The organism is Lysobacter sp. BMK333-48F3, from assembly GCF_019733395.1.
Classification (GTDB): Bacteria; Pseudomonadota; Gammaproteobacteria; order Xanthomonadales; family Xanthomonadaceae; genus Lysobacter.
Window position 1 is genome coordinate 1,989,651 of the sequence record NZ_JAIHOO010000001.1, and the last position, 20,139, is coordinate 2,009,789.

Annotated in this window: 14 protein-coding genes; 8 read left to right on the top strand and 6 right to left on the bottom strand. The window is 70.3% G+C overall.

Features of this window, described 5'->3' with window-relative positions; all coding sequences use genetic code 11:
* Positions 1 to 82: 82 nt before the first annotated feature.
* Entirely contained in the window at positions 83 to 2,935 is a 2,853-nt protein-coding gene (locus K4L06_RS08390) for a pitrilysin family protein (protein ID WP_221670969.1), read from the bottom strand.
* Positions 2,936 to 3,026: 91 nt separating this feature from the next.
* Here K4L06_RS08390 and K4L06_RS08395 point away from each other — a divergent pair, with 91 nt between their 5' ends.
* On the top strand, positions 3,027 to 3,776 hold the full coding sequence (locus K4L06_RS08395) for a pseudouridine synthase (RefSeq protein ID WP_255595021.1): 750 nt from the start codon (positions 3,027 to 3,029) through the stop codon (positions 3,774 to 3,776).
* 16 nt (positions 3,777 to 3,792) lie between these two features.
* Here K4L06_RS08395 and K4L06_RS08400 read toward each other — a convergent pair whose 3' ends face one another.
* Both K4L06_RS08400 and K4L06_RS08405 read right to left on the bottom strand, forming a co-directional pair.
* Positions 3,793 to 4,410: a DUF2059 domain-containing protein gene (locus K4L06_RS08400; RefSeq protein WP_221670971.1), complete on the bottom strand. Its 618-nt coding sequence runs from the start codon at positions 4,408 to 4,410 to the stop codon at positions 3,793 to 3,795.
* 241 nt (positions 4,411 to 4,651) lie between these two features.
* Positions 4,652 to 5,257, bottom strand: a complete 606-nt coding sequence (locus K4L06_RS08405; RefSeq protein WP_221670972.1) for a hypothetical protein — start codon at positions 5,255 to 5,257, stop codon at positions 4,652 to 4,654.
* A gap of 156 nt (positions 5,258 to 5,413) precedes the next feature.
* Between K4L06_RS08405 and arfB the strand changes: the two genes are divergently transcribed.
* Both arfB and K4L06_RS08415 read left to right on the top strand, forming a co-directional pair.
* Complete coding sequence (arfB, locus tag K4L06_RS08410; RefSeq protein ID WP_221670973.1) at positions 5,414 to 5,827, top strand: alternative ribosome rescue aminoacyl-tRNA hydrolase ArfB; 414 nt, start codon at positions 5,414 to 5,416, stop codon at positions 5,825 to 5,827.
* 17 nt (positions 5,828 to 5,844) lie between these two features.
* On the top strand, positions 5,845 to 6,462 hold the full coding sequence (locus tag K4L06_RS08415) for a lysophospholipid acyltransferase family protein (protein WP_221670974.1): 618 nt from the start codon (positions 5,845 to 5,847) through the stop codon (positions 6,460 to 6,462).
* Positions 6,463 to 6,486: 24 nt separating this feature from the next.
* Here the strand turns inward: K4L06_RS08415 and K4L06_RS08420 are convergent, their stop codons facing one another.
* On the bottom strand, positions 6,487 to 7,173 hold the full coding sequence (locus tag K4L06_RS08420; RefSeq protein WP_221670975.1) for a GntR family transcriptional regulator: 687 nt from the start codon (positions 7,171 to 7,173) through the stop codon (positions 6,487 to 6,489).
* Positions 7,174 to 7,765: 592 nt separating this feature from the next.
* Between K4L06_RS08420 and K4L06_RS08425 the strand changes: the two genes are divergently transcribed.
* On the top strand, positions 7,766 to 10,372 hold the full coding sequence (locus tag K4L06_RS08425; RefSeq protein WP_221670976.1) for a collagenase: 2,607 nt from the start codon (positions 7,766 to 7,768) through the stop codon (positions 10,370 to 10,372).
* A 68-nt stretch (positions 10,373 to 10,440) separates the two neighbouring features.
* Here K4L06_RS08425 and K4L06_RS08430 read toward each other — a convergent pair whose 3' ends face one another.
* Complete coding sequence (locus K4L06_RS08430) at positions 10,441 to 11,409, bottom strand: LysR family transcriptional regulator (RefSeq protein WP_221670977.1); 969 nt, start codon at positions 11,407 to 11,409, stop codon at positions 10,441 to 10,443.
* Positions 11,410 to 11,542: 133 nt separating this feature from the next.
* Between K4L06_RS08430 and aceB the strand changes: the two genes are divergently transcribed.
* The 4 genes from aceB (at position 11,543) to K4L06_RS08450 (ending at position 19,488) form a co-directional block, all read left to right on the top strand.
* Positions 11,543 to 13,177, top strand: coding sequence for a malate synthase A (aceB, locus tag K4L06_RS08435; RefSeq protein WP_221670978.1), 1,635 nt, complete (start codon positions 11,543 to 11,545; stop codon positions 13,175 to 13,177).
* A gap of 169 nt (positions 13,178 to 13,346) precedes the next feature.
* Positions 13,347 to 14,648 (top strand): isocitrate lyase, encoded by a 1,302-nt coding sequence (aceA, locus tag K4L06_RS08440; RefSeq protein WP_221670979.1) that lies wholly within the window; start codon positions 13,347 to 13,349, stop codon positions 14,646 to 14,648.
* Positions 14,649 to 15,890: 1,242 nt separating this feature from the next.
* Positions 15,891 to 16,913, top strand: a complete 1,023-nt coding sequence (locus K4L06_RS08445) for a GGDEF domain-containing protein (protein WP_255595563.1) — start codon at positions 15,891 to 15,893, stop codon at positions 16,911 to 16,913.
* Positions 16,914 to 16,938: 25 nt separating this feature from the next.
* A complete protein-coding gene (locus K4L06_RS08450) occupies positions 16,939 to 19,488 on the top strand; it encodes a putative peptide modification system cyclase (RefSeq protein WP_221670981.1) in 2,550 nt (849 codons plus the stop codon).
* A gap of 139 nt (positions 19,489 to 19,627) precedes the next feature.
* Here the strand turns inward: K4L06_RS08450 and K4L06_RS08455 are convergent, their stop codons facing one another.
* On the bottom strand, positions 19,628 to 19,990 hold the full coding sequence (locus K4L06_RS08455) for an NHLP-related RiPP peptide (RefSeq protein ID WP_221670982.1): 363 nt from the start codon (positions 19,988 to 19,990) through the stop codon (positions 19,628 to 19,630).
* Positions 19,991 to 20,139 lie beyond the last annotated feature (149 nt).

Consider the following 20,139-nt stretch of genomic DNA (forward strand, 5'->3'; position numbering starts at 1 on the left):
GGCGCGAACGGCCGGAGGCAGCGGCTGGCCCGCTGCCCCTCCTCTGCGAAGGGGCAGCGAAGCAGGGGCTAGCTGCCGCCGCTTACTTGCCGCCGCCGGCGCTGCCGGACCCGGCGGCCGGCGCGGCGACCGGTTTCGCGGCCGGCTTGCCGTCCGCCTTGGCTGCGGCGGCGAAATCGCCCGCCAGATAAACGCTGAGCTGCTCGGGCTTGAGGTGCTTGCGGATCGCCGCGTTGACCCGGTCGACGCTCAGCGCCTTCAGCGCGGCGTCGAAGTCGGCCGAGAACTGCATGGTGCGGCCGTAGAACAGGTTGCTGGCCAGGCCGGCGGCGATCGCGGCGTCGGAGGCGCGGGCCTGTTCGCGTTGGGTCAGCAGGCCGGACACCGCGTCGCGCAGTTCCTCGGCCTGGACGCCGTCGCGGACCAGGCGGCCGACTTCCTCGCGCATCGCCCGTTCGACCCGCTCCAGGTTCTCCGGCGCGGCGATCGCTTCCACCGACCAGTTGCCGGCGTCGTCGCGGCCGTCGCGGCTGGCGTCGGCGTCGATGTCGCTGCCGACGCCGTAGCTGAGGCCGTCGCGTTGGCGGATGCGGTCGGCCAGGCGCGATTTGATCGCGCCGCCGCCGAGGATGTAGTTGGCCGCGACCAGCGCCGGGTAGTCGGCGTCGGTGTCCTTGAGCGACAGGTTGGCGCGCGCCAGCAGCACGCCGTTGGGCTTGTCCGGGGTCTCGAAGCGGCGCTGTTCGGCGGCCACCGCGGTGTAGCCGGTGGCGATCGGCGCGAACGCCACCGGCGCGCGCCAGTCGCCGAACAGGCTCCGCAGCTGTTGCTTGAGCGCGGCCGGGTCGAAATCGCCGACCACGCTGATCTGGCCCTCGCTGCTGCCGTAGAAGTCGCGATGGAAGGCGCGCACGTCGGCCAGCTTCAGCGTCTTCAGCGCCGCCAGCGATTCGTCCAGGCTCAGCGCGCGCAGCGGGTGGCCGACCGGCCAGGGATCGAAGTGCTTGGCCATGGCCAGGCCGGCGATGCTGCCGGGCTCCTGGCGCGAGGCCTCCAGGCCGGTGATCGCCTGCAGCCGGTACTGCTCGAACTCGGCGTCCGGGTAGGTCGGCGTACGCAGCACCTGCGCCGCCAGGGCCAGCGCGTCGGCGAGCTGTTCGCGGCGCGTGCTCAGGTCGATGCGCGCCGACTGCAGGCTGCCGCCGACCCGCGCGGCGGTCTTGAGCGCGTCGAAGCGCTGGTCGATCTGTTCGCGGCTCAGGCCTTGCGCGCCGCGCATCATCAAGGCGCCGGCGACGCTGCCGGCGACCTCGCGCCCCTTCAGCGCCTCGACACTGCCGAAATTGAACGACGCGGTGACGCTGACCGTGCCGCCGCGGGTCTTCTTCGGCAGCAGGGCGAGCTTCAGCGAGCGCCCGTCGCCGGTGTCGACGACCACGGTTTCGGTGCGCGCCTGGATGTTGGCCGGCGTCGGTTCGAAATGTTCGCCGGCCGCGACCGCGGCCTGGCCGGTGTAGTCCTTCAACAAGGCCGCGGCGTCCGGCGCGGCCGGAATCTGCACGCGTTGCGCGCTCTGTGTGGGGACGAAGCGGCCGAAGGTGCGGTTGTCGGCGATCAGGTACTGGCGCGCGACCCGGTTGACGTCCTGCGCGGTGACTTTCTGCAAGGCGTCGCGCTCGTGGAAATACAGGCGCCAGTCGCCGTTGGCGACGGCGTCGGTCAGGCCGATCGCGACCGTGGACACGTTGGTGGAAGCCATCTCGTAGGCGTTGCGCATGCGCTGCTGCGCGGCTTCGACTTCGGCCGCGCTGACCGGCTGGCGCGCGATCTGTTCGATCTGCTCGAGCAGCGCCTGGCGGGCCTTGGCTTCGTCGCCGTCCTTGGGCAGCGCCGCGGTCGCGCTGAACAAGCCCGGGTCGCGCATGGTGTCGGCGCCGCCGCCGGCGCTGGCGGCCAGGCCGGTCTCGACCAGGGCCTTGTGCAGGCGGCCGCCCGGCACGTGGCCGAGCACGTCGCCGAGCACCGACAGCGCGGCGGTGTCGGCGTGGGTCGCGGCGGGGATGTGGTAAGCGGCCATCAGCAAGCGGATGTCGCCGACCCGGCGCACGGTGACCTCGCGTTCGCCGTCCTGGGCCGGCTCGACGGTATAGAACGGCCGCATCGGTTCGGCCGGACGCGGAATCGGCCCGAAGCGGCGGGCGATCGTCGCCAGCGCGGCGGCCGGATCGAAACGCCCGGCCAGCACCAGGGTGGCGTTGTCGGGACGGTACCAGGCGCGGTAGTAGGCCTGCAGGCGCTCGATCGGCACGCCTTCGACGTCGCTGCGCGCGCCGATGGTGCTGTTGCCGTAGTGGTGCCACAGGTAGGCGGTGGAACGCACCCGTTCGTACAGGGCCGCCGCCGGGCTGTTCTCGCGGCTTTCCATTTCGTTGCGGACCACGGTCATCTCGCTGTCGAGGTCCTTGCGGGCGATGTCGGAATGGACCATGCGGTCGGCTTCCAGGCCCAGCAGCCAGTCCAGGTTGGCGTCGTTGGCGGGGAAGCTGGCGAAGTAGTTGGTGCGGTCGAGCCAGGTCTCGGCGTTGAAGCCGATGCCGCGCTTCTTCATCTCGCCGGGGATGTCGCGATGGCTCGGCGTGCCCTTGAACAGCAGGTGTTCGAGCAGATGCGCCATGCCGGTTTCGCCGTAGTTCTCCTGCAGCGAACCGACCCGATAGATCAGGTTGGTGGTCACCGTCGGCTGGGTCGCGTCGGGGAACAGCAGCACGCGCAGGCCGTTGCCGAGCCGGTACTCGCAGATGCCCTCGACGCAGGGCCCGGGCTGGACGCCGGCGGGCAGCGGCGCCGGCGCGGCCGCGGCGGGACCGAAGGCGCAGGCCAGGGCCAGGGCGGCGGCGAGCAGGGCGGGGCGGGGCGAGGGCAAGAACGACGTCATGGATGCTTCCTGTGAACGGCGCCGGGCTGGGAGCGCCCGGCGCAATAGACGAAAATGGCCGCCGGACACTTCAGCTGCGATGCCCGGCCGCATGAACGATGCAATCAACTGTAAACCTCAGGCTCCCGTCGACGCCGGTGGCACATTGCCGGTGCTGTACATCGACGAGGTCCTGGCGGTTATCGACAAGCCGGCGGGGCTGATGGTTCACGACAGCGCGCTGGCGCGCGGCGAGACCGACTTCGTCGCCGACCGGCTGCGCGAGCAGTTCGGCCGGCCGATCTTCCTGGTCCACCGCCTCGACCGCGCCACCAGCGGCTGCCTGTTGCTGGCGTTCGAGCGCGAGGCGGCCTCGGCGCTGGGCAAGGTGCTGATGTCGCGCGAGGTCGAAAAGGACTATCTGGCGGTGTGCCGCGGCTGGCCGGGCGAGGAGGCGTTCGAGGTCGACCACGACCTCGACGGCGGCCCCGGCAAGCCGCTCAAGAAGCCGGCCCAGACCCGCTTCCAGGTGCTGGCGCGGACCGAGCTCGCGCTGCCTTCGGCGGGGTTTGCGACCTCGCGCTACGCCCTGTTGCGGGCGCAGCCGCTGACCGGGCGCTTCCGCCAGATCCGCCGCCACCTCAAGCACCTCTCGCATCACCTGATCGGCGACACCAGCCACGGCGACGGCCGCCACAACCGCCAGTTCCGCATGCTCGGCATCCATCGCATGCTGCTGCACGCGCAGCGGCTGGCGTTCGCCCATCCGCTGGACGGGCGCCGAATCGTGGCGTCGGCGCCGGTCGACGCCGAGTTCGCCAAGGCGCTGGCGCTGTTCGGCCTGGACGCGCCGCCGGAGTGAGCGCGGCGACGCGCGCTCAGTCGCCCTTGGCCGGCTTCGGCGGGGCCGGAGGCGCCGGCGGGGCGGGCGGCGCGTCGGGCACCGTCACCAGGATCGGTTCGTTGCCGTGGTCGTGGCCGGCGTGGTCGCCCGACGCGTCGATCATCGACTGCATGTCGCGCTGCAGGTCGCGTTGCAGGTCCTCGAACAGGCGCTTAAGCAAAGGCTGCATTTCCTGCATCGTCCGGCCCATCGCCAGCGGCATCTTTTCCAGGATGCTCTTGCCGGCCGGGGTGCGGTAGAAATCGATCATCGCCTGCACTTCGGAGGCTTCGAACACCTCGCCGTAGACCTTGCGGTAGATCGGCGCGACCTGCTTCCACTCCAGCAGTTTTTCGACCGAGGCCATCTGCTTTTCGGTGATCTTGGCCAGGCTGGCGCGCTGCTCGGCGGTGAGCCGGTCGCCGGCGGCGGCCTGGGCCATCATTTCGGCCGAGCCGCGCATCTGCTGCAGGATCTCGCGCTTCATGCGCTCGTAGTTCATCGACTCCATGAGCTGGTCGATCTGGGCGTCGCTCGGCCGCGCGGCCTGGGCCGGGGCGAGACAGAACGCGGCGCACAGGGCCGCGGCGAGCAGGGAACGGGACAGGCGCATCGGGCTTCCTCCATGAAAGAAGCCGGCATGGTCGGCGCCGCGCCGGACCGCGTCAATGCGCGGAGCATCGCTGCGGGCGGAGCGAGCCGGGCAGGGCGGGGCCGGACCGCGGCTTCGGGGCGGCGCGGCCGGGGCCGACCGAACGGGGTGGAACGGTCAGGTCAGGGCGACCGAGTCAGGCCGATCGAGTCAGGCCGACCGAGTCAGACCCGATCAGTCAGACGAGTCGGGCCAGGCCCGATCAAGGCCGGCTGCCGTCCTTGTAGATCACCTTCGGCCGCAGCGCGGAATTGTGCGCGGCGTTGAGCAGGTCGAGCAGGAAGGCCTGGCCGATCACCCGGCCCGGCTTCTGCGCCGGCCCGCTGCCGTAGCCGTAGGCGCCGCCGCGATTGCCGACGTCGTAGCCCTGCTGGCTCAGTTGCTGCATCACCCGCCGGCCTTCGGGGGTTTGCGCCAGCCGGGTCAGGGCCTGCAATTCGGACGGGCTGAGTTCGCCGTCGCGGCCGTCGTAGGGCAGGCTGGCGTAACCCTCGTCGCCGGGTTCCAGGTAGGCCGGCGCGGCGCCGTACCCGGCGGGCAGGGCGCCGGCATGGGCGGCGCTCTGCAGTTGCCGCGCAAGCGCGTTCTGCTGGCCCATGTACTGTTCGAGCACGCGCTGGTCGGTGGCGTTGGCGCGGCGCCCGACCATGGCCTCGGCCACCGCCTGGGCCGACTGGCGCATCTGTTGCTGGGCCTGCGGCGAGGCCATCGCGTCGACGTTGGCGGGGTCGTACTGGGCCCAGGCCGGGGCGGCGAGCGCGACGGCCAGGGCCGGCGCGAGCAGCGAAAACAGCAGGGGGCGCTTCATGCGGATGTCCTCCATCGACCGGTCCGGGCATGGTCCGCCTCCGTTCCGGCCCCGTCAACGACAGCGGTCGCAGTCGCCGCGGTACCGGCCGGCAACGTCAAGGCGCCGTCATCGGCGCGGTCGCGCGCCGGTCTACAATCGCCGGCGGAGGAACGCATGACGGCTCAGTCCATCACCATCCCCGAACAGGAGCTGGTCGAACGCTTCGTGCGCTCGACCGGCCCGGGCGGGCAAAACGTCAACAAGGTCGCCACCGCGGTGGAGCTGCGCTTCGATGTCGCGCAGTCGCCCACGCTGCCGGAGGCGGTGCGCGCGCGCCTGTTGGCCAAGCGCGACCGGCGCATGACCGGCGAAGGCGTGCTGGTGATCAGCGCCCAGCGTTTCCGCACCCAGGAACGCAACCGCGAGGACGCGCGCGAGCGCCTGGCGGCGTTCGTCGACAGCGGCCTGCGCGCGCCCAAGCCGCGCATCGCCACCAAGCCCAGCCGCGCCGCCAAGGAGCGCCGGCTCGGGGCCAAACGCGAGCGCGGCGCCACCAAGCGCGAGCGTTCGCAACGCAGTTGGGATTGAAGGAGAGCCGCGCGCGCATGTCCGCCGACCGAACCGCCACGGACGACATCGTCCCGCCGCTGCCGCCGAACGTGCCGCGGGTTCCGCCCAACCGGCTGACCCGCTGGATCGGCCGCAGCATCCTGCGCCTGGGCGGCTGGCGCATGATCGGCCAGTTCCCCGACGTGCCGCGCGCGGTGCTGATCGGCGCTCCGCATTCGTCCAACTGGGACGGCGTGTGGGGCTTCGCGGCCAAGGCCGCGCTGGGCCTGGACGTGAAGATCATCGCCAAGGAATCCCTGTTCCGGGTCCCGGGGCTGGGCTGGCTGTTGCGCCGGCTGGGGGTGATTCCGATCAACCGCAGCGCCGCGCACGGGGTCATCGACCAGGCCACGGCGATGATCCGCGGCGCCGAGAAGTTCTGGCTCGGCATCGCCCCGGAGGGCACGCGCAAGGCGGTCGAGCGCTGGAAGGCCGGGTTCTGGAAGATCGCCAAGGCCGCCGACGTGCCGGTGATTCCGGCCTATTTCCACTATCCGGACAAGGTCATCGGGATCGGCCAGGAGTTCCACCTGGGCGAGGACATGGAGGCGGACATGCGCCGCATCCGCGACTGGTACAAGCCCTGGCAGGGCAAGCACCACGGCACCACCTGAGCGCGCGGCGCGGCGATCCGCGCTTCAGCGGCGCCGGCGCGCGGGCGGCCTGGCGTCGGCCGGATCGGCCGGCGGCAGTTGCTGGCGCAGGTCGTGCAGGGTCGAGGCGATGTGCGCGGTCAGCAGTTCCGCCACCCGCGTCGCGTCGCGCGTCAGCCAGGCCTCGAGGATGGCGCGGTGTTCGCTCGCCGCGCGCGCTTCGCGGCCTTCCGGTTCCAGGTGCTTGCGCACATAACGCTCGGCCAACACCTGCAGGCGCTCGACCAACTGCGCGGTGATCGCGCGCCCGCCCGGCCGCACCAGGCTCAGGTGGAACTGGCGGTTGTAGACCACCGCGCTGCGCACGTCCGCATCGGAAGCCGATTCCAACGCGGCCAGCGCGGCGCGCGCGGCCTCGTGTTCGTGCTCGCCGGCGTCGCGACAGGCGTCCGCGGCCGCATCGGGTTCGATCTTCAGCCGCAGCGCGAAAACTTCCTCGGCCTCGATCGCGGTCAGCGCCGGGACGAAGAAACCGCGGTTGGGGTGCGAGCGCAACAGGCCCTGTTCCTCCAGCCGGCCCAGCGCCTCGCGCAGCGGGATCTTGCTGATGCCGAGTTCCTCGGCCAGCAATTCCTGGCGAATCGGCGCCAGCGGCGGAATCTGGGTGGAAAGAATCCGTTCGCGCACCACTTCGAAGGCTTGGTCGGACAGCGAACGCGGGACGATGCTCATCGCCGCAGTCTAACCAAGCGCCCGACGCGCCGGCACGCCCGCGCCGGCGCGCGCCGCCGGCCTGGCGCGGGCGCATTCCGGGCCGGCCGGTACGGTGCGCGCTCGGCCCGACGGCGGCGGATTGCCGTTCGTCGGCGCGGCCACGGCGGCTCGACCGCGGTCACGGAAATCCTCGCCATCTGCTCATACCGTATACGGTATACCGATTAGCACGCGTTCGTGACGGCTTCATGGCCGTGGCGGCCACGCCTTCGGTCGACCGGGTCAGGGGGCCCGGCCTTGCCGCAATCCGCTGCGCCGGCGCCATCGCGCCGGAGCCGGCGCGCGGCCGGCCGGAACCCGTTCGTCCACCGCGCCCCGCCTGCCTCCAGCGCCCTGCCCATTCCCGGCGGCCCCGCCCGCCGGGCCGGGCGCCGTCGCGCCCGCGTTGCCGTCGGACCGTTCCCCCGCAGCGGGCGCGCGTCGCCCGTCGATCCCTACGACGCAGGAGAGATGCCCACCACCGATCGCCGTTCTCGCCATGCCCCCGGCGGTGTCCTCGGCTGCGCGTTCGCGCAGCGGCGCCGCCGCCCATCCTGAGAGGAGATATGCGATGTCTTACGCACCCAAGCCGCGACCGACCCATGCCCTGTTGATCGGGCTGGCGGTCGCCGCCGTCAGCCTGTTGAGTTTCGCCCTGCCGTGGCAGGCCGCACCGGCGCCCTCGTCGCCGCAACTGGCAGGCGCGCCGGTCTCGACGCTGGCCTCGGCGCGCGCGCCGGCGCTGCGCTCGCCCGGCCGCAAGAGCCCGAGCACCGAACGCCAGATCTACGGCGAGCACCGCCAGCCGCTGGCGCTGGACCCGGCCCGGCGCGCGCCGCAGCAACCGCAGCTGCTGCAGCCCGACGACGGCGCCTACGACCTGGCCGATCACGGCCGCGATCTGTTGCAGCGGCCGTCGCTGCAGGCCAGCGCGAAACGGCTGGCCAAGGCCGCCTGCGACCCGAACGGCTTCGCCGCGCTCAGCGGCAACGCCCTGGTCGCCGCGGTCAAGGCCGCCGACAGCGATTGCATCAACGCCCTGTTCGGCCTCAGCGGCAGCGTCGCCTACGGCACTTTCCGCGAAGCGCAGATGATCACGATCGCCAACGCGCTGACCGCGTCGGCGCAGCGCTACGACGGCACCAACGCCGACAGCACCCTGCAACTGGTGCTGTTCCTGCGCGCCGGCTACTACGTGCAGTACTACGACAGTTCGGTCGGCAGCTACGGCGCGGCCCTGCAGGCCGCGATCCGTCCGGCCCTGGACGCCTTCGCCGGCAACGCCCAGTTCGGCCGGGTCGACGACGTGCACGGCGAAACTCTGGCCGAGTACGTGACCCTGATCGACAGCGCGATCGAGAACGCGCGCTATCTGTACGTGGTCAAGCGCCTGCTCGCCGCCTACGACAGCAGCTACAACGCGCACTACTGGATGAAGGTGGCGGTCAACAACGCCTACAACGTGACCTTCCGCGGCCACCAGGACCCGGCGTTCCGCGCCGCGGTGCAGGCCGACTCGTCCATCGTCGAATCGCTGTACGGCTTCGCCGACCGCCACTTCGCCCGGCTGAGCCAGCCCGAGGCCTATCTGGTCGCCAACGCCGGCCGCGAGCTGGGCCGCTTCCTGCAGTACGACGGCAGCCTCAAGACCCTGGTGCGGGCCCGGGTCAAGGCGCTGCTCGACCGCAGCGCGGTGACCGGCCCGACCGCACGGCTGTGGGTCGGGGTCGGCGAAATGGCCGATTACTACGACCGCGGCAACTGCAGCTACTTCGGCCTGTGCGACTTCAAGGCCCGGGTCGAGGCCGCCGCGCTGCCGCTGCGCCACACCTGCAGCAGCACCCTGCGCATCCGCGCCCAGGCGATGAGCGCGACCGAGTTCGGCGAAACCTGCAGCATCGTCGCCGGCCAGGAGAACTACTTCCACCAGGCCCTGGGCACCAACCGCACGCCGGTCGCCAACGACCAGAACGCGGCCCTGGAAATGGTGGTGTTCGACAGCAGCGACGACTACGGCATCTACGCCGGGGCGATCTTCGGCATCGACACCAACAACGGCGGCATGTACCTGGAGGGCAACCCCGCCCAGGCCGGCAACCAGGCCCGCTTCATCGCCCACGAAGCCGACTGGGTGCTGCCGCGCTTCGAGATCTGGAACCTGACCCACGAATACGTCCACTACCTCGACGGCCGCTTCGACATGCACGGCGATTTCAACGCCGCGATGTCGCAGAAGACCGTGTGGTGGGTCGAAGGCCTGGCCGAGTACATGTCGTTCTCGTACCGCAACCTGGCCAACACCGCGGCGCAGCAGGAGGCCGCACGCGCGACCTATGCCTTGAGCCGGGTCTACGGCAACGACTACAACAGCGGCCAGAACCTGGTCTATCGCTGGGGCTATCTGGCGGTGCGTTTCATGTTCGAAAAGCGCCGCGAGCAGGTGAACGCGATCCTCGGCTACTTCCGTCCCGGCAACTACACCGGCTACGCCGGTTACATGGGCAGCATCGGCAGCGGCAACGACGCCGCCTTCCGCGCCTGGCTGCCTTGCGTCGCCGAGCCTGACGGGGCCGGCTGCGGCGGCACCCCGAACCAGGCGCCGACCGCCTCGTTCACCGCGCTCGCCAGCGGGCTGGGCGTGCGCTTCAGCGACGGCTCCGCCGATCCGGACGGGCGCGTGGTCGCCTGGCAATGGAGCTTCGGCGACGGCAGCGGCTCGACCGAGCAGCATCCGAGCAAGACCTACGCCGCCGCCGGCAGCTACACCGTTACCCTGACCGTCACCGACGATCGCGGCGCCACCGCCAAGGCGGTGCGCACGGTCGCGGTCGCCGAGCCGGGCCTGCCCGAATGCGCCGGCGCCGACACCCGCCAGCTCGACCGCAACTGCGCGCGCAGCAACGTCGCCGCGACGGCCGGCAACTACGCGTACTTCTATCTGTACGTTCCGGCGGGCACGCCGCAACTGCGCATCGAGGTGGCCGGCGGCAGCGGCAACGCCGATCTGTACGTCAACACCAACGGCAGCTGGGCGACGCGCAGCGCGCACAACTATCGCTCGACCCAGGCCGGCAACGCCGAAACCCTGACGGTGCCCAATCCGCCGGCCGGCTATGTGTATGTGAGCCTGTACGCCGCGAGCGGCTTCAGCGGCGCGCGCATCGGCGTGCGCTATTGATCGTCGCGACGGCGATCGTCGCTTGAACCATGAGGCGGCGGGAGCGCGAGCTCCCGCCGCTTTTCGTTTCAGCGATCGGATTGCCCGGTGGCGTAGTAATCCGCGCGCTCGAACAGCGCCGGCTGGATCAGTTCGGTGAAGGCGCGCGCCTGCGGCGACAGGTACTTGCCCTTGCGCACCACCACGCCGTAGCTGCGCGAAGGGAAGTACTCGGCCAGCGAACGCACGCACAGCCGCGCGCGGTCGGCCTCGGTCAGGCAGATCGCGGTGACGATGCTGATCCCCAGTCCCATCGCCACGTACTGCTTGATCACTTCCCAGCCGCCGACTTCCAGCGCGACCGTGTACGGCACCCGGTTCTGCTGGAACACCAGGTCGACCATGCGGTAGGTGGTCAGGCGCTGCGGCGGCAGGATCAGGCCGTAGGGGCTGAGGTCCTGCAGGCTGACCCGGTCGAGTTGGGCCAGCGGATGCTTGCGCGGCGCGATCAGCATCGGTTCGAAGCGATACACCGGCGCGTAGCTGAGGTCGCCGGGCACATCGAGCATCGAGCCCACCGCCAGGTCGACCCCATCCGAGCGCAGCAGGTCCAGGCCGCCGGCGCCGGTGACGTTGTGCAGGGTCAGGCGCACCTCCGGATGGGAGGCGCGGAAGGCTTCGACGATCTTGGGCAGCAGGTAGAGGATGGTCGAACTGCCGGCGGCGACGTTGAGCTCGCCGGCGTCGAGGCCGCGGATCCGCTCGCGGAAGGTGCCGTCCAGGGCGTCCAGGCCTTCGACCAGGGGCCGGGCCAGTTCGTACAGCTCCTCGCCCTCGCGGGTCAGCGCCACCCGGCGCCCGCTGCGCTCGAGCAGGCGCACGCCCATCTCGCGTTCCAGCGCCTGCAACTGCAGGGTCACGGCCGGCTGGCTCAGATAAAGCGCCTCAGCCGCACGTGAGACCGACCCCAGACGCGCCGTTTGGCAGAACGCGCGCAGCGGCTTGAGCCGATCGCTTTTGTAAGCGAATCGCGGACTTAGGGTTCGGGGCGGTGTCATGTGACAGTCAAGTATAATTTCTTCAAATGATATGCATTGAAAAAACTTGATTGTCAAATACAACACGCCGGCGCATGGTCGGGGGCGTCGGGTCGGCTCGTCGGGAGCGGCCCTCTCCCCCAGGAGTCGCACCATGTCGGCAGTGATCGCGCAGTGGCAGGACCCCCATCCCCAGCAACGGTCGCCGGGCGACGGCATCGAACTGACCGCCGTCGTGGCCGGTCAGGAGTCGCTGCTGACCCCGGCCGCCCTGGAGTTCCTCGCCGGCCTGCACCGTAGCTTCGAGCCGGCGCGCCAGGCCCGCCTGGCCGCGCGCCGCGAGCGCCAGGCCTATTACGACGCCGGCGGCCTGCCGGACTTCCGCGCCGACACCGCGCAGATCCGCAACGGCCAGTGGCGGGTCGCGCCGCTGCCGGCCGCGCTGCTCGACCGCCGGGTCGAGATCACCGGCCCGGTCGACCCGAAGATGGTCATCAACGCGCTGAACTCCGGGGCCAAGGTCTACATGGCCGACTTCGAGGACAGCACCTCGCCGACCTGGGCCAACCTGCTGACCGGCCAGCGCGCGCTGCGCAAGGCGGTCGCCGGCACCCTGGACTGGATGGCGCCCGACGGCGCCAAGCACTACACCCTCAAGCCGTTCGAAGAGCAGGCGGTGCTGATGGTGCGCCCGCGCGGCTGGCACCTGGACGAGAAGCATGTGCGCATCGACGGCGCGGCCATGTCCGGCAGCCTGTTCGACCTGGGCCTGTTCGCCTTCCACAACGCCAAGGCGCTGGCGGCGCTGGACCGCGGCCCCTACTTCTACCTGCCCAAGCTGCAGTCGATGGAAGAGGCGCAGCTGTGGAACGAGGTGCTCGACCGGGTCGAGGCCGAGCTCGGCCTGGCGCCGGGCCAGATCAAGGTCACCGTACTGATCGAGACCTTGCCGGCGGTGTTCGAGATGGACGAGATCCTGCACGCGCTGCGCACCCGCATCGCCGGCCTCAACTGCGGCCGCTGGGATTACGTGTTCTCCTACCTCAAGACCTTCCGCGCGCACCGCGACAAGGTCCTGCCCGAGCGCGGCCAGGTCACCATGACCCAGCCGTTCCTGCGCGCCTATTCCGAACTGCTGATCCAGACCTGCCACAAGCGCGGCGCGCACGCGATGGGCGGGATGGCGGCGCAGATTCCGATCAGCGGCGACGAGGCCGGCAACGAGGCCGCGCTGGCCAAGGTCCGCGCCGACAAGCTGCGCGAGGTCACCGCCGGCCACGACGGCACCTGGGTCGCGCATCCGGCGCTGATCCCGCTGGCGATGCGGATCTTCGACGAGCGCATGCCGACCCCGCACCAGCAGCACGTGCTGCGCGAGGACGTGCTGATCATCCGCGACGACCTGATCAAGCCCTGTCTGGGCACGGTCACCCGCGCCGGTTTCGAAGGCAACGTCGAGGTCTGCGTGCGCTACCTGGCGGCCTGGCTGGAAGGCAACGGCTGCGTGCCGATCCATTGGCTGATGGAAGACGCCGCCACCGCCGAGATCGCCCGCACCCAGCTGTGGCAGTGGCTGCACGCCGGCGGGCTGTTCCTCGACGACGGCACCCCGATCGATTTCGCCCTGCTCGAACGCGCCCTGATCGGCCTGCCGAGCAAGCTCGCCGAGCGCATGAAGCTGCCGGGCGGCTCCAAGCTCGACGAAGCCATCGCGATGCTCGACCGCCTGACCCACGCCGACACCCTGGAAGAGTTCCTGACCCTGCCGGCCTACGAACGCATCGACTGATCCCCGCTTCAGGGGTAGGAGCGGCGCGAGCTGCGACCGCGATACCGCAAGCGCATCGCGAGTCCGAGGTCGCGGCTTGTGCCCGAAGGCGATCCCTGTAGGACGCCGCTCCCGCCCAGTTTCCCATCACGCCCCCACGTCACCAGACCCAACGTAAGGAATCGAAGTCATGAGCCACACGCTGCCGACCGCCGACCAACTCCGCCACGATTGGGCGACCAATCCGCGCTGGGCCGGCATCACCCGCCCGTACTCGGCCGAGGACGTGGTGCGCCTGCGCGGCACCGTGCCGGTCGAACACTCCATCGCCAAGCTCGGCGCCGCCAAGCTGTGGAACTACCTGCAGACCGAGGACTTCATCAACGCCCTCGGCGCGCTGACCGGCAACCAGGCCATGCAGCAGGTCAAGGCCGGACTCAAGGCGATCTATCTGTCGGGCTGGCAGGTCGCCGCCGACGCCAACATCGCCGGCGAGATGTACCCCGACCAGTCGCTGTACCCGGCCAACTCGGTGCCGCAGGTGGTGCGCCGGATCAACAACACCCTGCTGCGCGCCGACCAGATCCAGTGCTCGGAAGGCAGCGGCGAAGTCGACTTCCTGCAGCCGATCGTGGCCGACGCCGAAGCCGGCTTCGGCGGCGTGCTCAACGCCTTCGAGCTGATGAAGGGCATGATCGAGGCCGGCGCTTCGGGCGTGCACTTCGAAGACCAGCTGGCCTCGGTCAAGAAGTGCGGCCACATGGGCGGCAAGGTGCTGGTGCCGACCCGCGAAGCGGTCGAGAAGCTGGTCGCCGCGCGCTTGGCCTCCGACGTGATGGGCGTGCCGACCCTGATCGTCGCCCGCACCGACGCCGAAGCCGCCGACCTGCTGACCGCCGACATCGACTCCAACGACCAGCCCTTCACCACCGGCGAGCGTACCGTCGAAGGCTTCTACAAGACCCGCAACGGCCTGGATCAGGCGATCAGCCGCGGCCTGGCCTACGCGCCCTACGCCGACCTGGTGTGGTGCGAGACCGGCAAGCCGGACCTGGAATTCGCGCGCCAGTTCGCCGAGGCCATCCACGCCAAGTTCCCGGGCAAGCTGCTGGCCTACAACTGCTCGCCGAGCTTCAACTGGAAGAAGAACCTGGACGACGCCACCATCGCCAAGTTCCAGAAGGAAATCGCCTCCTACGGCTACAAGTTCCAGTTCATCACCCTGGCCGGCTTCCATTCGCTGAACTACTCGATGTTCAACCTGGCGCACGGCTATGCGCGCCGGCAGATGAGCGCCTTCGTCGAATTGCAGGAGGCCGAGTTCGCCGCCGCCGACAAGGGCTTCACCGCGGTCAAGCATCAGCGCGAGGTCGGCACCGGCTACTTCGACGCGGTGACCCAGACCATCCAGGGCGGGCAGTCCTCGACGGTGGCGCTGAAGGGCTCGACCGAGGAAGAGCAGTTCCACGACGGCGCCAAAGTCGCGGCCTGAGGCCGCAGGCCGGACCGATCGCGGCGGCGTTGCGGCGCCGCCGCCCCCGAGGGCCCCACGCGGGGCCCTCGTCTTTTGCGCCGCGCGGCATCATCGTTCCCGCTCCCTCTCGCCGCGTCTTCTCCTGGATCCTGTAGGAGCGGCGTCCCACAGGGATTTCCTTCGGTCATGAGCCGCGACCACGGAACGCGCAGAAGATCCAAGGCCGACGCCATAGATCGAAACCCAAAACCATCGCCCCGATCTCGCCACGTCTTTGTCCTGCGCCCTTGTAGGAGCGGCGTGAGCCGCGACCAAGGGACGCGCAGAAAATCCAAGGCCGACGCTAGCGATCGAAACTTGAAACCGTCGCCGCGATCTCGCCGCGCCTTCGTCCTGCGCCCCCTGTAGGAGCGGCGCAAGCCGCGACCGCGTTCTTACGGTCTCGCGCCGTTTGTGGTTCGAAGGTTTCTAAGGCTTCGAAGCTCTAAAGCTCCAAAGCTCCAAAGCTCCAAAGCAAAGCTTCCGTCCGCAAGCGGCCGGGTCACTTTCTTTGTCCAAGGCGACAAAGAAAGTAACCAAAGAAAACGCCATGGCTGTTTCGAATCAAAAGCCACTATGGGACGTGGTTTGCGCAGGGCTGCTCCGCACAGGCCATCCCTGGCCTGGCTGCGCACGGGCCGCATCCGTGCGGCCCGCCCTTCGGGGCTTCAGGGCGTTCTCGCGAGGTCGAAGCTCCGCCAAGCTCTTTACGGCAACGGCAACGGCAACGGCAACGGCAACGGTGAGCGCCATCTTGGCGTCATCCTTGGGCACAGGCCGAGATCGGTCGGCCCGGTCGCGGGTAGCCGGCAGCGGGGCGGGGGCCCGGTTCGCCGCGGCCGTCGCGGTCCCGCTACGACTAATTAACTAGGGCGCCCGCGAGCCGGCCCGGTGCGGACCCGCGCGTCGTCGGGCGTCCTGAACGGGCGACCGTCCTTGCCGTCGGGCTTGGCCGGAGGCCGGTCCAATGAATAGGCCGGCACATGTCCGCCGACGGTGCGCGGCGGCTCGCCGGGTTGCGTCGCTGCAACATGCGTCCGCCGTGGGCGCCGTGCCATCATGGCGCCGCGGCGATCGGGCCTGCGCCCTCGGCAGAGCGCTGGCCGATCCGGCCGGTGCACGGCGTTAGCCGTTCAGACCAGGTGCTATCCTGCCGCTGTGGCCCCACAGGACGCGGGGTGTGGGGAGATCGGGATGAATCGCGACGTGACGGTGCCGACGATGGCCCGTGAGACCGACAATACGATGACGACCGCGGCGCCGACGGACGCGGCGACGGCCGTCCTCACGCCCGGCGAATTCGAATTGTTCGCCGAGATCGGCCGCCCGCGCCGGGTCGAGGCCGGCCAGGTCGTGTTCCGCCGCGGCGAGCTCGGCACCACCATGTTCGTGATCGCCCGCGGCGCGGTCCTGCTGGACTTCGGCGACGACCTGGTGACCAAGCGCCTGGGCGTGCGCGAGTTCTTCGGCGAGCTCGGCCTGCTGATCGGCGACCACGCCCGCAGCGCCGACGCCATCGCCGCCACCGACGGCCTGCTGGTCGAACTGCGCCACGAGGAGTTCCAGCGCCTGGTCGATCGCGACCCGGCCCTGGTCTCGCATTTCCTGCGCCGCGCGATCATGCGCGTGGTGCTCAACGAGCAAAGCCTGATCCGGCGCCTGCGCCGGCGCAACCAGGACCTGGAGGCCGCGCTCGACAGCCTGTACGCGACCACCCACCAGCTCAACCAGACCGAAGAACTGGTCCGCACCGACGACCTGACCGGGCTGTACAACCGCCGCGGCCTGACCCTGCATCTGCAGGAAAGCCGCGCCCTGGGCATGCCGGAGACCATGGGCCTGATCCTGGTCGACTGCGACCGCTTCAAGCAGGTCAACGACGACCACGGCCACCTGGCCGGCGATCGGGTCCTGCAGAGCGTGGCCAATATCCTGCGCTCGGTGGCCGGGCCGGAGGACATCGCCTGCCGCCTCGGCGGCGACGAGTTCTGCCTGCTGGTGGCCGCCTCGACCCGCCAGGACGTCATGCGCTTCGCCGAGTTCATCGTCGCGACCGTGCACGGCCTGCTGGATATCCCGCAGTCGCCGCCGACGATCTGCCCGGTCAGCGTCGGCGCCTGCCTGGTCAGCGCCAAGTACGATTGGAACGATTGGTATGCGCACGCCGATGGCGCGCTGTATCAGGCCAAGCGCCTGGGCGGCAATCGGGTGCATTGGCAGGATGCCGAACTGACGCCGGCCTGAGCCATCGTCGACAAGGATGCCGTTGATGAACGACGCCCACCGCCCGAACCCCGACGGGCCGCAGCTGCGGACCCTGTTGCTGACCGACCTGTGCGATTCGACCACCCTGGTCGAACGGCTCGGCGACGGCCCGGCGGCGGGTCTGTTCCGCGAGCACGATCGCCTGGTGCTGCAGCTGCAGCAGCGTTGGCGCGGGCGCTTGATCGACCGCTCCGACGGCCTGTTGCTGCTGTTCGAGCGCCCGATCGACGGCCTCGGCTTCGCCCTGGACTACGCCCGCGGCCTGCGCGAGCTCGGCGCCAGCCGCAAGGTCGAGCTCAAGGCCCGCGCCGGCCTGCACGTCGGCGAGGTGCTGACCTGGCGCAACAGCGACGAGGCGGTGCGGGTCGGGGCCAAGCCGGTCGAAGTCGAGGGACTGGCCAAGCCGATGGCGGGGCGGTTGATGGCGACCGCGCGGCCGGGGCAGATCCTGCTCTCGGCGGTGGCCGAGCCGCTGGCCCATCGCGCCGCGCGCGAGCTGGGCGAGCGCGGCCAGCAACTGCTGTGGAAATCGCACGGCCGCTGGCGCTTCAAGGGCGTGCCCGAGCCGCAGGAAATCTACGAGGTCGGCGAGCCCGGGATCGCCCCGCTGCGCGCGCCGCCGAACGGGCCCAAGGCCTGGCGCGACATCCCGCTGTGGCGGCGCCCGGCGGCGCTGGCGGCGGAGCTCGCGGTGCTGGCGGTGATCGGCACCGGCATCTGGTTCGCGACCCGGCCGCAGCCGGCGATCGCCTTCAACCAGCGCGACTGGGTGGTGGTCGGCGACCTGCGCAACCTGACCGGCCAGAGCGTGCTCGACGATTCGCTGGAGCAGGCGTTCCGGATCAGCCTGGAGCAGTCGCGCTACGTCAACGTGCTGTCCGACCTCAAGGCGCGCGACACCCTCGACCGCATGCACCGCAAGCCGGACACCGTGCTCGACCGCTCGATCGCCTCGGAGATCGCGCTGCGCGACGGCGCGCGCGCGGTGATCCTGCCGACCGTGGCCGAAGTCGGCGGACGGGTGCGGGTCAGCGCCGAGGTCATCGATCCGCACACCCAGACCACGGTCTACGCCGAATCCGCCGACGGGGTCGGCGCGGCCTCGGCCCTGGCCTCGATCGACGAGGTCACCACCGCCCTGCGCGGCAAGCTCGGCGAGGCGCTGAAGAACATCGAGAAGGATTCCGAGCCGCTGCCCAAGGTCGCCACCGGCAACCTCGACGCGCTGCGCGCCTACGCCCTGGGCGCCAAGGCGTACGCGCATCGCCAGTTCGACGACGCTCTGCAGTACTTCCAGCGCGCGGTCCAGATCGACCCCAATTTCGCCCTCGCCCACATGGGCGTGATGCGGGTATACGTCAGCAACGCCGACACCGACGCGGCGCGGCCGTACCTGGAGAAGGCCCAGCAGCTGCGCGACCACCTGACCCCGCGCGAGGCGATGTACCTGGACGCCTGGGCCGCGGAATTCGGCCCGAAGCCCTCGCGCAACGCGCCGCAGAAGTGGCGGATGCTGGCCGAGTTCTATCCCGACTACTTCGCCGGCCGCTACCAGTACGCCTGGTCCGAGTTCCTGGCCAACGATTTCAAGGACGCGCTTGCGGCGACCACCGCGGCCACCGCGCCGCAGGAGCCGCTGCGCAACGTCGCCTTCGAACTGGCCGGCCGCGTGCACCTGTCGCAGGAACGCTACGCCAAGGCGATCGAATCGTTCAAGCAGGCCGAGGCCAGCGGCCATTACCCGCCCAACCGCCGCCATGCCGCCGCGTTGGCGGCGATGCGCCGCTTCGACGAGGCCAACCGGATCCTCGACGGGCTCACCGCCGACGGCGATATCGGCTCGGCCAACCTGACCGTGCAGTTCGAGCGCATCTCCGTCGCCCTCGATCAGAACGACCTGGCCCGCGCGCGCGAGCTGTCGCGCAAGGCGGCCGAGGCGGCGCGCGACGCCGGCCCGCTGGTGCGGCATCCGATCCGCTTCACCGACTTGCTGGTGCGCAGCGTGTCCGGCCAGAACCGGCCCAGCGCCAGCGAGATCGAACAGTTCGCCCAGGGCGTGCTCAACGATGCGGCCAAGCCCGGCAGCGCCGACCAGGACGATTTCTCGGTGATCGCGCTGGCGGCGGTGCGGCTGGCGCAGCGCCAGGGCGAGCGCGCCGTGGCCGAACGCCTGTTGCCGCGGGTGGCCGGGCTGGTCGACGCCAGCGGCAACGTCCAGTCGCAGAAGCTGCTGCGGGTCGCCTACGCCGAACAGGCGCGCCTGGGCGGCGATCCGCAGCGCGCGGTGCGCGAGTTGCGCGCCCTGCTCGACGACAGGGAGCCGTTCCAGGCCCGGGTCGCCTTGCGCGATGCCTTGCTCGCGGCCGGCCGCAGCGACGAGGCCGCGCGCGAGAACCAGTGGATCGCCGAGCACCGCGGCCGCGCCTACGCCGAACCGTTCGGCGGCCAGGTCTTCGTGGCGATGAACGTCGCCGACGCCGCGCGCGCGCAACGCGAATCGGCGCGCACCGTGGCGGTGATCAAGGTGACCGCGCCGATGGCTGCGGCCGGTTGAAACCGGAACGACGGCTTTCGCCGCCGGCGCGGGCCGGGGCCCGGCTTCGCGGCGTGCGCTACGGCGTAGCGGAACAGGGCGGTTCCGTCGCGGCGGCGGGCTCCCCGGCCCGGCGCCGCGCGGAATCGCCGGACGCGGCTTAGCTCAGTACGCTGCCGCCGCCCGAGCCGACGGCGCCGCCGGCGGTGGCCTGGACCTGGCCGAACTCGAGCACGAACACCACGGTGTGGGTACCGGCCGAGGTGAAGTAGTCGCGCAGCACGTCGCGCGAGGCCTGCAGTTCTTCCTTGCTCGCCAGCATGCTGACGTTGAGGCAGCTGCCGCCGGCCAGCGCGGCTTCGCTTTGCAGCGGCGCCAGGCCGAGGCTTTGCAGCGCACCCTCGGGATTGCTGGCGAAGCTTTGCCGAAACTGGTCGTCCGAGCTCAGCAGATCGAGCAACTTGTCGGCGACTTCGGGCGCCAACGGCGGATGCCCGGGCTGGCCGTTGTTTTCGATAGACATCTGTTTCCCCTTGTGAAGACCCGGCTTGGGCCTGTCTGCGGCGGAATTTATCTCTGATGTGGAGCGGCGAACAACCTTTACGCTCCACTGAGCAGTCACGCGAAAGCGCTGGAGGGTCGGCCAATCGCGTTCCGATGAACGCGTTCAGC